Origin of the sequence: Mesorhizobium escarrei (assembly GCF_935825525.1) — a bacterium.
GTDB lineage: Bacteria > Pseudomonadota > Alphaproteobacteria > Rhizobiales > Rhizobiaceae > Mesorhizobium > Mesorhizobium escarrei.
Window position 1 is genome coordinate 1 of sequence record NZ_CAKXZT010000070.1, and the last position, 11,970, is coordinate 11,970.

The 11,970-nt window shown below is 57.8% G+C and carries 10 protein-coding genes; 6 read left to right on the forward strand and 4 right to left on the reverse strand.

Annotated elements, in window-relative coordinates:
* Positions 1-310: 310 nt before the first annotated feature.
* From NMG80_RS04900 to NMG80_RS04925, 6 genes are all read left to right on the forward strand, one after another.
* The gene (locus NMG80_RS04900; RefSeq protein WP_254017104.1) at positions 311-1,132 is read left to right on the forward strand and encodes an alpha/beta fold hydrolase; all 822 of its coding nucleotides are present in this window, start codon (positions 311-313) and stop codon (positions 1,130-1,132) included.
* A gap of 18 nt (positions 1,133-1,150) precedes the next feature.
* On the forward strand, positions 1,151-2,008 hold the full coding sequence (locus NMG80_RS04905) for a DUF1345 domain-containing protein (protein WP_254017097.1): 858 nt from the start codon (positions 1,151-1,153) through the stop codon (positions 2,006-2,008).
* Positions 2,009-2,343: 335 nt separating this feature from the next.
* The gene (locus NMG80_RS04910; RefSeq protein WP_254017098.1) at positions 2,344-3,309 is read left to right on the forward strand and encodes a helix-turn-helix domain-containing protein; all 966 of its coding nucleotides are present in this window, start codon (positions 2,344-2,346) and stop codon (positions 3,307-3,309) included.
* An 83-nt stretch (positions 3,310-3,392) separates the two neighbouring features.
* Positions 3,393-4,631, forward strand: coding sequence for a cupin domain-containing protein (locus NMG80_RS04915; protein WP_254017105.1), 1,239 nt, complete (start codon positions 3,393-3,395; stop codon positions 4,629-4,631).
* A gap of 116 nt (positions 4,632-4,747) precedes the next feature.
* Positions 4,748-5,593 (forward strand): formate/nitrite transporter family protein, encoded by an 846-nt coding sequence (locus NMG80_RS04920; protein WP_254017099.1) that lies wholly within the window; start codon positions 4,748-4,750, stop codon positions 5,591-5,593.
* Between the two features lie 427 nt (positions 5,594-6,020).
* Positions 6,021-6,284, forward strand: a complete 264-nt coding sequence (locus NMG80_RS04925) for a hypothetical protein (protein ID WP_254017100.1) — start codon at positions 6,021-6,023, stop codon at positions 6,282-6,284.
* A gap of 177 nt (positions 6,285-6,461) precedes the next feature.
* Here the strand turns inward: NMG80_RS04925 and NMG80_RS04930 are convergent, their stop codons facing one another.
* From NMG80_RS04930 to NMG80_RS04945, 4 genes are all read right to left on the reverse strand, one after another.
* Complete coding sequence (locus NMG80_RS04930) at positions 6,462-7,583, reverse strand: sulfite oxidase (RefSeq protein WP_254017101.1); 1,122 nt, start codon at positions 7,581-7,583, stop codon at positions 6,462-6,464.
* 36 nt (positions 7,584-7,619) lie between these two features.
* Positions 7,620-8,033, reverse strand: coding sequence for a YidH family protein (locus tag NMG80_RS04935; RefSeq protein WP_254017102.1), 414 nt, complete (start codon positions 8,031-8,033; stop codon positions 7,620-7,622).
* Positions 8,034-8,165: 132 nt separating this feature from the next.
* Positions 8,166-8,606: a hypothetical protein gene (locus NMG80_RS04940; protein ID WP_254017103.1), complete on the reverse strand. Its 441-nt coding sequence runs from the start codon at positions 8,604-8,606 to the stop codon at positions 8,166-8,168.
* Positions 8,607-8,611: 5 nt separating this feature from the next.
* On the reverse strand, positions 8,612-10,936 hold the full coding sequence (locus NMG80_RS04945; protein WP_254017106.1) for an FdhF/YdeP family oxidoreductase: 2,325 nt from the start codon (positions 10,934-10,936) through the stop codon (positions 8,612-8,614).
* Positions 10,937-11,970: the final 1,034 nt, after the last annotated feature.

The window sequence follows — 11,970 nt, forward strand, 5'->3', positions numbered from 1 at the left end:
ACATCACTGTGAAAAGGTACTAGATATATTCATTTCAAACTAGGACGTTACTCCTGCCAACCTGCGTACAATATGGGACTTCGAATACCCGCTTTAGGATTGTCCGGGCAGGTACAACGCTGTGCGCCCACATCGCAATTGTGCAGAACGCAATCCGTCACGGGCCGCTATTGCCTCTCAACTGTACCGACCTCCGCTCATCGTTAGTTCCTGCAACGGGGGGCGCTGCCGCAAGTCTGCAGGCGACGATGATAGCGCCAATCCGGTCAGGCAAGCGCCTCTGGCTGTTTCACCCAAGGAAATTACACCGATGAGCACCTTCACAACCAAGGACGGCACAGAAATCTACTACAAAGACTGGGGCACGGGGAAGCCAGTGGTCTTCAGCCATGGATGGCCGCTCAGCGCTGATGCCTTTGAAGATCAGATGTTCTTTCTGGCTTCGCACGGGTATCGCTGCATTGCGCATGACCGCCGTGGTCACGGGCGGTCGAGCCAGCCGTGGACCGGCAATGACATGGACACGTATGCTGACGATCTCGCGGAACTTGTCCATAGGCTTGATCTCAAGGAGGCCATCCATGTCGGCCACTCGATGGGCGGCGGGGAAGTTGCTCGCTACATCGGGCGGCACGGCACGAAGCGTGTGGCGAAGGCTGTTTTGATCGCCTCCGTCCCGCCTATGATGGTGAAGACGTCGACCAACCCTGGCGGTACGCCACTCGAGGTGTTCGACAAAATGCGCGCTAGCGTCCATGCCGACCGCTCGCAATTCTGGAGAGATCTCAGCCTGCCATTCTTCGGCTACAACCGGCCACGCGCGAAGGTCTCGAAGGGAGCGTGCGACTCCTTCTGGCGTCAAGGGATGATGGCGGGGTTCCCTGTCGCATACTTCTGCATCAAGGTGTTCTCCGAGACCGATCAGACCGAAGACCTGAAGAAGTTCGACGTGCCGACGCTGATCATACATGGCGACGACGACCAGATGGTGCCGTTTGCTGATGCCGGCGTGCTTCAGTCAAAGCTCATCAAAGGCGCGACGCTCAAGGTCTATAGGGGCGCCCCGCACGGTCTCTGCGTCACGCTCAAGCATTGGATCAACGAGGACTTGCTGGCGTTTTTCAAAGCCTGAGCATCGCATGCAGCTTGCATGATGCTGGAAAGCATCCGACCGCGGACAAGTCCGCACGAGCCGCCCGCTGGGGCGGCTTCGACCGTTTTGTTACCTGGGATCCAGTTGTCCAAACCAGGCCGTTCAACGGCAGCATTTGAAAGCAGCACTATCGCAAATCGGATTGTGAATCACGGCGGTATAGAAATGACGTCAAATTCTTACCGGCGGCGCAGGGTCAGTGTGTTTATCTACAAAGCACTGCGCCCTCACGTCTTTCGGCCACGCCTGTCGATGATGGCAGCTCTCGGTCTATGTCTTTATCTTGCACTTCAACATATTTTTGAGCTGCTTCGCGCAGCCCTCATCGCTTTCGACATAACGACGCTCATGATGATCGTGGCATGTCTCGTCATCGCCTGGAAGACAGCCCGTCGCGTGATGCCGAGGCGTGCGGGCGAGGAGAATGAGCGGAAGTTCTCTGTTCTCATGACCGGCACCGCTGTCTGCGTCGTTATCCTGGGGTCGCTCGGTCTGGAACTTTCGGGCGTGCACCAGAAGTCGGTGAACGAGATTGTGCTGGCATCAGTAACGATCATGCTTTCATGGGGATTTCTCAACATGCTTTTCGCTTTCTACTATGCCTACGAGTTCTATCGTCGGCAGCAGCGAAATCATCGGCCCCTGGTATTCCAGGGCACCACAGAACCCGACTATTTTGATTTTATCTACTTTGCATTCACCATAGGCATGACCTTCCAGGTTACCGATGTAAGAGTCCGATCAGGGTCGATCAGGCATATCATTTTCGTGCACGCGCTAATCTCCTTCGTCCTAAGCGTGATTGTGCTGGCTCTGATGGTCAACGTGTTCGTCGGCGTTCTCTATTTTGGGTGAACTCCAGTGGCCGCGACGCAGAGCACGATGAACCTGCGCAACAGAAAGATCGCGCCGTAACATCGTAGATGCCACGCCGGACGTCCATCGGTTTGCCGTGTCAATTTCCAAGCGAGGCCGCAGATCCCATACCTATGTATATCCAAGCCACATCATTCGCATAGGTCGATTGCCATCGGTAGAATAGCCGTTCAGAGTCGAAATTGATTATCTAAACTTCATAGCGGTGCAAGACTTGCCAGCGTGATCCGCGGGCGTGGCGCGGAATCCTCTCAATATACTTATGGATTCTACGTTTTTAAAACTGCATCGGCAAGAAGTTAAGGAGGCAAACCATGTCGTTCGAAATGCGCAGGATAGAAGGGGTCAGCATTCCCAAGTTCTGGAACGACCAAATCAATTTCGAAGACAGCTGCCTCCCAAAGCATTCGACCTCGTCAGCCGCTTCACGCTTAGGCTTTGTCGTCGGAATAGCGACGAGACAGGTAAATCTGATCCTATTCGTGCCGGATCCAAAGGAACCAGGGGGTTCAGTCGACGATCCAACAAGAGCCAATTTGCTCGATGCGGTTATGCGCCTGCTTCCAAAGGGAGTGGCAGTGCGCTTTCTCCGGATCGGCAGCGACGACTTGCGGCGTCGTTTGGGAATTTTTTGCGATAAGGCGGGATCCGATCGATGTGTGTTTCTGGACCTCCGGTCGCAGGCCGACTCCGCGATAGAGGAATTGGCCCGCGCCCTGCTTAGAATCGACGGGATGGACGAGCATTTCGGCGAAATCTACGCAAGCGCCGTCGGACTAGCGATCGCCGCACGGCTTCTGGGGTATGACCATCGCCACGATCCCTTTCGGCCAAAACGCAATTGTGGAGCTTTGCCGAAATGGCGGCTCAGGCGCGCCCTTGAGTACATCGATGCGAACCTGGCAGAGCCGATCACGCTTGGCGACGTTGCCACAGTAACGGGGCTCTCACCGATGCACTTCGCTGCCCAATTTCGTATGTCGACCGGCATTCGTCCTCATGAATATTTGTTGCGGCGTCGTATTGAACGAGCACGGGAGCTCCTCTTGCAGCATGATTCCTCCATCGTCGACGTCGCGCTCAGTGTCGGATTCCAAACGCAATCTCACTTCACCACGGTGTTCAAACGGTTCGTGGGTGACTCGCCGCATCGGTGGCGGCGGTCAAACTATAGCGAAATAGATCATTTACCAGCCAAACGACCCCGGAGTCCGGAAACCACGATTTCTGGGTCTTATGTGGAGTTACGGCGGTACCAGGCACACCAACTCGCACTATAGGCAAAAAAAGAATATTGGGCCACGCCGATCCAACGGGCAGTGTTCGAAGCCTTGCGGTTCGACTTGTAGACAGGAGAACACGCATGCAAGCACTATCGCGCCGGAATGTCCTTGCGCTCGGAGGTGTCGCCGTCGCGGCGACGGCTGCCCATGCAGCGACGTTTGGCAATCCGGATGAGCCGCCGCAGGGCGCAACAAATGCAAATTCCGGTAGCCTGTCGGATCCCGGCCCAGAGAATCCGGCGGTCGCGGATCAACTGCCGTCTTTCGAAAACCCGCCCGCAACCGATGTCGGCGGCACGCCGAGGTTCTGGTCCTCGTTCAACGTTGCATCCAAGCGCGTTCAGGGCGGCGGCTGGGCCAGACAGGTCACGGTCGCGGATTTCCCGATTTCGACGTCCGTCTCCGGCGTCAATATGCGACTTGGACCTGGCGGCATCAGGGAGCTTCATTGGCATCTTGCTGCCGAATGGGGATACGTCACGAATGGTAGCATGCGGGTGACAACGCTCGATCAGCTGGGCCAAGCCTATGTGCAGGACATCAAAGAAGGTGACATCTGGTATTTTCCAGCAGGCTCTCCGCATTCGCTCCAGGGTCTCGGGCCAGACGGTTGCGAGTTCCTGATCATCTTTGACGATGGTGAGGCCTCTGAATTCAATACGCTTCTTGTGACCGACTGGTTCGCACATACGCCGCCGGAAATTCTGGCCCAGAATTTCGGCGTGCCCGCGGAAAGTTTCAAATCGATACCGCTTCATGATCTCTGGATCTTCCAGGGACAAGAGCCAGGTCCGCTCGCGGCCGATCAGGCCGCCGTGCGGTCCGGCGGCGCGCCTACCAATCCGTTCACGTTCTCGCTGCGCCATAGCGTGCCGGTGAAGGAAAATTCGTCAGGTGCAGTCCGTCTTGCCGATAGCCGGACTTTCAAGGTATCGACGACGATCGCCGCGGCCGTGGAGACGATCAAGCCCGGTGCCCTCCGGCGAATGCACTGGCATCAGAATGCCGACGAATGGCAATACTGGATCAAGGGACAAGGCCGCATGACCGTGTTTGATGCCGGTCCTCGGGCCGAGACGGCTGACTTCAAGTCCGGTGACATTGGCTACGTTCCGAAGAATCAAGGGCACTACATCGTCAACACGGGCGCCACCGACCTGCAGTTTCTGTCGATCTTCAAGACGCCGGAATACCATGAAGTCGACCTGTCGGACTGGCTCGCCCATGCCCCGCCCGAATTGGTCGCGCAGCACCTGAATGTGGATCCGGCCGTGCTAGCGAAATTTCCCAAGGAGCAGATCGGCATCATGCCCGGCTGACGGCAGCTGATTCCAGGGCCACATTCGCTTCGGGCGTTCCGTCGCGATGGATTGAGCCGCTGCACAGATCGGCTGTCTCTCCGCAACAAATGTCCAGTCCAGAAAGATGGGTCATCATGAACGACAGTCTCTCGCCCGTCGAGATCGTGCAGGCAATGGTCGACCTCGGCGCCGCCAAAGCTGCTCACGGTGCCACTGATCTTTTGATCCGTGGCATATTCGCCGGAGCGCTACTCGCCTTCGGGACGAGTCTGGCACTGCAAGGCGCGCTTCAGACGAATGTCCCGCTTGTCGGCGCCCTCATCTTTCCGGCGGGGTTCGCCATGATCGTCGTTCTTGGCCTGGAGCTTCTGACCGGGAACTTTGGCCTGGTTCCATTGGCGGTACTTGCTCGACGCACTACAGCCGCCTCGATGTTGGCGAACTGGATCTGGGTCTTTGTCGGTAATATGCTGGGGGCGCTCCTCTTTGCCATGCTGTTCTATTTAGTCCTCACCGACGTCGGCAACGCTGGAGGCGGCGCGCTCGGGGACCATATTCGCGCGCTCGCGGAGTCTAAGACGATCGCCTACGCGCCGTATGGCTATGCCGGTTTGGCGACTGGATTTGTCAAGGCGATGCTATGCAACTGGATGGTCTGCCTTGGCGTCGTGATGGGAATGAGCTCGAGGTCTTTGCCGGGCAAGATCATCGGATGCTGGTTGCCCATCTTTGCGTTTTTCGCACTGGGATTTGAACATTGTGTCGTCAACATGTTTGTCATACCCATGGGAATGATGCTGGGAGCCAAGATCAGCTTCACAGACTGGTGGTACTGGAATCAGATACCGGTGACCTTTGGTAATATTGTCGGGGGGTTCCTGTTCACCGGGCTGCCTCTCTATTGGACCTATCGCCGGCGGGGCAACACAAGCGTGCCAACTCCGGCTGTGAGAACAGCCGCATACGGGCCGACCGTATGATCGGATACGAAACTTGGTCGCGCCAACCGGGCGCAAGGCAATCGCCGAGGGCAAGCGAACAATGCGAGATCGACTCGACCAATTCAAGTGCTCGACCTAGCCGCGAGACATCATCATCCCGGTCGCCCCGGCTCTTCGAAGAGCCGACCGGCGCGCGCCTCTCGAAAGCCGACGTCTTCAGGCTCGGAAGCATTCCGTAATCGGGCGCTTTGCTGTTGCCGTCGGCAAGCCGTTCGTTCCCGGACGATGAGACCGAGGTGCGCAGCATGGCGCTGAGCTTCCGCCCGCCAAGTGGCTAGGAATGGCGCACCGGCATGAACGCCATCCCGGTCTTCCCCGTCAGGGACGCAAAAGGTTTCCTGGATCAGCTGCTCGCCCGGCAGGCCGATCCGGCCACGGGTAAGCCTAATCCGGTGAAGATGAAAGCTTGGCCGGCGAGGGCGCCAAAGCAGGCGAAGAGCCGACCAGCGTCTCGCTTTTCTACCAGGGGCCGATCCAAGCCCTGCAGGCTTCGGTGACTGGGCTGCTGCTGAAGAAGCCGTTATGTGCTGGCGCTGGCGGGCAGATCGGACCGGCCGCAGCGCTGGAGCCACTTTCGATGTTCATGACCAATCCTGCCGGGTCTGCCATCGTAAACGCAAATCGTGCAGGGCGATGCCAGAAGCGGGCGGCGCTATCTCGTCATCGCTGATGGTAGCACCGCGGAGCCGGGCGAAGCGGTTCAGTTGCAGACGCGGTAAAGCAGGAGGGCCGTCCTTGCCGTCCAAGTGAGGTTGAGGGCGACCCTCTCCCACAGCAATCTGTCTGCCAACTCCGCGATTAAAAATGCCGTAGCGACGTTAGGGTGAGCGTCTCACCCGCGTTACAGTTACTGGCGTCCGGAATCGCCTATGAACACTTCAATCGGGAGTGGGTGATTGATCACGTAGACGCCGTAGTGCCGGTCGTGCTCGTTGGGTTGGAGCACGCCGCTCACGTCCTTGGCGCGGGCCAGCAGCGTATACTGCCCCGGCTCATTCGGAGTAAGCCAGTCGAGTTTCCAACGTCGCCACGCATGCCGTCGCACAGGATCCACGAACTCCGCCTCGGTCCAGGTTCGGCCACCATCGGTGCTCACTGCGATCTCGGCCACATCGGTCTCGCCTGCCCATGCAGCGCCGGAAATCGTGTAGATCCGGTTCGGGGCCAACGTTTCGTAAACACGCGGTCGTGCGATCTCGGACTTGAGCTGCATTTCGCCCAACGAGCGCCGCACGGGGTTTCCTTCCATCGAAGCCCAGTAGGCATAATCCGACGTCTGCCAGTAACCGTGAAAAGGCTCACGCACGGCCTGGATACGCGTCAGCCACTTGACGGAAGCCATTCCATAATGGCCGGGAACAATTGCGCGCACCGGATATCCGTGGTCCCGCGGCAGATCACGACCATTCATCTGGTAGGCAATCAGGACTTCCTGTTGAATTGCCTTGGCTCGGGGCAGGCTCCAGGCGTAGCAAATCGGATCCGGGGGAACGGGCTCTTCCTTGGGTGTTCCGCGATCCGCTGCCTCGAGCAGGATCTCGCAAACATCTTCTTCCATGCCGGCACGCTCCAGCAACGTTCGCAGTGGCACACCGGTCCATTCCGCATTGCTGACCGCACCGAGCTCCCATTGTGCTCCTTGGACCTGCGGGACGAGAAAGACCCGACTGTTACCTGCGCACTCCAAAGTCGCGACCCGGGTCTCTGATGGCATGCTTCGCAACTCGTCGTAACTCAACGTGAACGGATGCCTGACAGCACCATCGACGCGTAGTTGATAAGAGGCGCCCTCCAGGGTTGGTGTCGGAAAATGACTTCGGATGTAGAACAGTTCCGTCGGAGTTAGGTACGAGTCGATCCAATCGAAGGGAGCCTCCAGATTCTTTGGCTCCTTTTGTCGGATTGTGAGACCCGCCGAAGAGGATTGGCTCGTATTGTCGACATAATGCTTTTTTGAATCTTCCATCATCGTCACCTTATCGACTCTAGCGGTCATGATTGCGGACTAGGCATGCAGCGTTTGCGGCAGTTGCAGCGGAGCCAAAGTCAGGTAAATCGTCATGGCAATGCCAAGCAACGCCAGGAACAGAGCCACAATCACGCCTTGCCCGGAGAGGGAGCGGTTCCCGAATTGACCGCTGCTCGTTTCACCAACCGATCGAATATAACGCCATGCGGAAAGGAGATTCACGACTGCGCCGATCGCGACGAGCGCCGTTCCGAACCAAAGTGAGGGGCCGTGCAGGGCCACGCCCGACGCGGTTTGAGTGATGTGGGGCTGGTCGGCGAACAGCTCGAAATGCGCCACCACGAGCCCGAAACCCATCAAAGCGATGCCGGTACGAATCCAGGCGAGAAACGTTCGCTCTTGCGCGAGATAAACCCGCAAGTCGGTCACAGGCTTTGACGCGATATCCATTTCGGCTCCAGAGGATTGGGGGCACGCGCGTCGCGGGCCATCGGACAGGTACGCGCCGCTCCTATGCAAATGTAATCGGCATGCCGGAAATTGACTTGGGCTCTATTGCTCTCATCGTCCCGGTTTTGCGTCTCAATCGTGTCCTCGTCGTGCGCTTGCTCGAGCCCGTCCACGTCGACTATGGGTTTCGCGTGTATCCAATGGCTGTGGGAATTGGGGATGATCTTCCCCTCGACCCTTTACGCACAGAGCGATCCGCTTGGGGCGTGGATGAGACTGGGTCGGTTCAGCGAGAGCACCATCTTTCTCTGTTAACCAGAGCAAAGCGATCACCAAATCTGAATAGATGGCGAAGAAAATCAAGAATGATGTGGTGACCGCGTCCGTGCTCGAGCCCGCGAGCACGTTGAAGAGGCTGAGCGGCGTTACCATCAAGGCGAAGAGTTTGAACCAGCGCGTCTCACCGAGACGGCCGCGCTGGCGGGACAACGCATCGATGATCGGCGAGCCAAGCACCGAACCGTGCCGAACGCGGCGCAGAGGGAAAAAGCCCCCGAGTTCGACGGGATCCATGGTTCTCAGCCTCCAGGCCGTACAATACGATCGGCCGCCGCCTCGCGATTTGCGGACCTGACAAGTCGAATTGCAATCGCCTTCGAGGATGGCGTGAAGCTGCTGGGGTCGCGCGAGTACAGTGGCACCAGCGGATTCGTCTCTGGATAATAGGCCGCGCAGCAGCCGTCCGGGAATGCGTAGGGGACGATCCTGAAGTCTCGGACTGTACGCTCGATGCCGTCGGTCGACTGTGTCACGAGATCGACGCGATCGTCGGCTTTCAGGCCGCGGTTTTCCATTTCCCTTTGGTTGATAAACAGCACGTCGCGCTGCCCAAAGACGCCACGATATCGATCGGACAGTGAGTATATCGTGGTGTTGTACTGGTCGTGGCTGCGGACTGTGGTGAGCCACAGCCCATCCATGTCCCCCGGATCCGCATCTTCCCCAAGGCCTTCAAACACCAGAAAGTTGGCCCGGCCGGACGGCGTCATCCAGATACGCTCGCGCGCTGTCGAGGTAAGATGGAATCCTCCGGGAATTCTAACACGAGCGTTGTAGGCCTGGAAAATCGGGAACACGTCCTCGATCGCGTCACGAATGAGGTCGTAGTCAGCGACCAATCCGTCCCAGTCCACGACCGACCGCGCTCCAAGCGTTGCTTTTGCCATTGCGGCGACAATGGCTGGTTCGCTCAGCAGACGTTCGGAAGCTGGCCGATTCTGGCCCGCCGACGCGTGCACCATCGACATGGAATCCTCGACGGTGATGGACTGGGGGCCTGTCGCCTGGCTGTCGACCTCGGTACGTCCCAGACAGGGAAGGATCAGCGCCTCGCGGCCGATTATCAAATGGCTGCGGTTGAGTTTGGTTGATACCTGGACCGTCAGATCAAGGCTGCGAATTGCGTTTTGTGTTTGCTGCCAATCCGGAACCGCGGCCGCGAAATTGCCTCCCATGGCGATGAACACCTTCACCTCGCCGCGGATCATAGCTTCAAGAGCGGTCACGACATTGTGGCCATGGGCACGGGGTGGTTTAAAGCCGAACCTGCGCTCCAACCGGTCAAGGAATTCATCCGAGGGAGTTTCGGTGATGCCAACCGTGCGATCGCCCTGCACATTGGAGTGGCCCCGCACCGGGCAGACGCCGGCGCCAGGCTTGCCGACATTGCCACGCATGAGCGCCAGGTTGGCGATCTGCTGCACATTCTGCGTGCCTCTGGAATGCTGGACGATACCCATTCCATAGACGAGGATCGCCTTGTCGGCACGCATATAGACCTCGGCCGCCGCCGTAATATCGGCTTGGCTCAGCCCGGACATGCGTTCGATCGCGTCCCATGGCGTGGCGCGAAGATCGGCAACAACTGCGTCAAGCCCTTGGGTGTGGCCGTGGATGAAATCCCAGTCGAGTACGTGCGGCTTATCGGCGGCAACAGCGGATTCGTCCGCCTCGACCAGCACCTTCATCATTCCCTTCAGGACAGCGACATCTCCGCCAACGCGGACCTGATAGAGCTTGGAACTGATTGGTGTCGACGTCATCGTCACCATTTCGATCGGGTTTTGCGGTGCCTGAAAGCGCTCCAGAGCACGCTCGCGAAACGGGTTGAACGAGATGATCGCCGCACCGCGCCGTGATGCGTTGTGAAGGCTGGTCATCATACGTGGACTGTTGGTGCCTGGGTTCTGGCCAAATATGAAGATTGCGTCCGCAAGGTCGAAATCTTCCAATAGACAAGTGCCTTTCCCGACGCCCAGAGATTTCGGCAAGCCTACGCTTGTCGATTCATGGCACATGTTGGAGCAGTCTGGAAAATTATTGGTGCCGAACTCGCGCACAAAGAGCTGGTACAGGAATGCAGCCTCATTCGATGTCCTGCCGGATGTGTAGAACTCAGCGGCGTTCGGGTCGGCAAGCCCGTTCAGATGGCGCCCAATCAAGGCAAAGGCATCATCCCAATCGATCGGCCGGTAACGATCGGAAGCGCGGTCATAGACCATCGGTTCGGTAATGCGGCCCTGCATTTCCAGGTCATAGTCGCTCCAGCCTTTGAGTTCGCTCACCGTATGCGCTGCAAAGAATTCCGGCGTGCAACGCCTCGCCGTGGCCTCCCAGGCAACTGCCTTTGCACCGTTTTCACAGAATTCAAAAGATGATGTGTGTTTGGGGTCGGGCCAGGCGCAGCCGGGACAATCAAAGCCCGTCGGCTGGTTCATGCGCAGGAGCGTCGTCGAGCCGCTGAGGGCGATGCCTTGCTCGGTTAGGGCTGTTCCGGTCGCTCGCAGCGCGCCCCAGCCTCCGGCTGCGGATTTGTAGGGCCTGATCGACTTCCTAGGCGCCATGCGTGAAATCCTCGAGATTGGGCGCGGAGTCTTACGCCCAGGCAAAGAGATGTCTTTCGAAAACGCCGTCCTAATTCGAATTTCGCCCGTTGCACCGATTGGCTTTTGCCAATTGGCTTCATGGCGGCGTAGTAACCGGCGTGCCAATCGCTGGTAGCGCGTGCGACGCCAGCTCGGTTAGCTGGTTTCGTCAACTAACGTGTTCAGCGGATATCTCCCAACAGAAATCCTCAATTGCGGCTCTGCCCAAATGGGTTACTCAGCCATACTTACGGATGATTCATCCAAATGGAAAAATCTATGTATGCTTACTGTGGATTTCCGGTGCGGCGAGGTTTGCTCGATCGCTGATTTTCTACAGCACATAACGTCAATACATTACGCAAACTATGATCGAGAAACTTGCAGGAGCTGTCGAGAAAATCATGCAGAGATCGTCAAAGTACTGCTACTGGTGCGGAGGCCTGAACCTTCCGAAGACGCGTATTTCGACAAGTTCACAAAACGCTTTTGTGCAATGCGTTGCCGGTCTGCCGGCAAGGCAGAGATGGAGAACAGAATGGAATGCCTAAGCTGCGCGTGTGAGGTGAAACTGCCTCACCAGTACTACTTCTGCTCCCTACAATGTTTCGACGAGACGACCCGCACCACCAACTGGAGGATGTTGAGCGATGGACTTCCGCCTAGTGGTCGTTCTGTTGGCAGCCAGTCCCGCACTGGCGCAGGTCCAAACGTCCCACGTCCCAGGTCGTCCTCCCGAGGGCGACTACGGTTAAGGGTACCAGAGGTGGCACAACAGCTGGCTGGGCATGCGTAAAGAGTGCCGGAACACGTCTGCTGGCCGAACGCAGCCGTCCCACATTTGCGCGGCTGGGAACAACGTCCGCTGTTTCATTCCTCCTGACAACGGGACCTGATCTCGCTGTCGGAAGGAGGGAAGGGATGACGCATGTTGCGTTGTAAACAGGAGCTACGACATGGATACACTTCAACGATCGACATCAGCCGCCAAGATCCTCCCGACCCGCCGGCTG